The organism is Paenibacillus apis (assembly GCF_018333295.1).
GTDB lineage: Bacteria > Bacillota > Bacilli > Paenibacillales > Paenibacillaceae > Fontibacillus > Fontibacillus antibioticophila.
Genome location: NZ_BORS01000070.1, coordinates 1 through 283, shown reverse-complemented (window position 1 = coordinate 283; position 283 = coordinate 1). Strand labels below are relative to the sequence as shown.

General features: G+C 54.1%; 1 tRNA gene and 1 rRNA gene. Both read right to left on the bottom strand.

Going from position 1 to position 283, the window contains the following annotated elements:
* Positions 1 to 29: 29 nt before the first annotated feature.
* Positions 30 to 106, bottom strand: a tRNA-Ile gene (locus tag KI362_RS25365).
* 39 nt (positions 107 to 145) lie between these two features.
* A 5S ribosomal RNA gene (gene rrf / locus KI362_RS25360) occupies positions 146 to 262 on the bottom strand.
* Positions 263 to 283: the final 21 nt, after the last annotated feature.

Below are 283 nucleotides of genomic sequence, written 5' to 3'. Positions count from 1 at the left end.
AATCCCACAATTATTGATTATGGGTTAGATGGTGGGCCCTAGTGGACTCGAACCACCGACCTCACCCTTATCAGGGGTGCGCTCTAACCAACTGAGCTAAGGGCCCATAATCGGGATATTTAATTGCAAACCCATAAAGGGATGCGCTTGGCAACATCCTACTCTCCCAGGACCCTTCGGTCCAAGTACCATCGGCGCTGGAGGGCTTAACGGTCGTGTTCGGGATGGGTACGCGTGGAACCCCTCCGCCATCGTCACCAAACGCGCGAGAGTTGAACTCTCA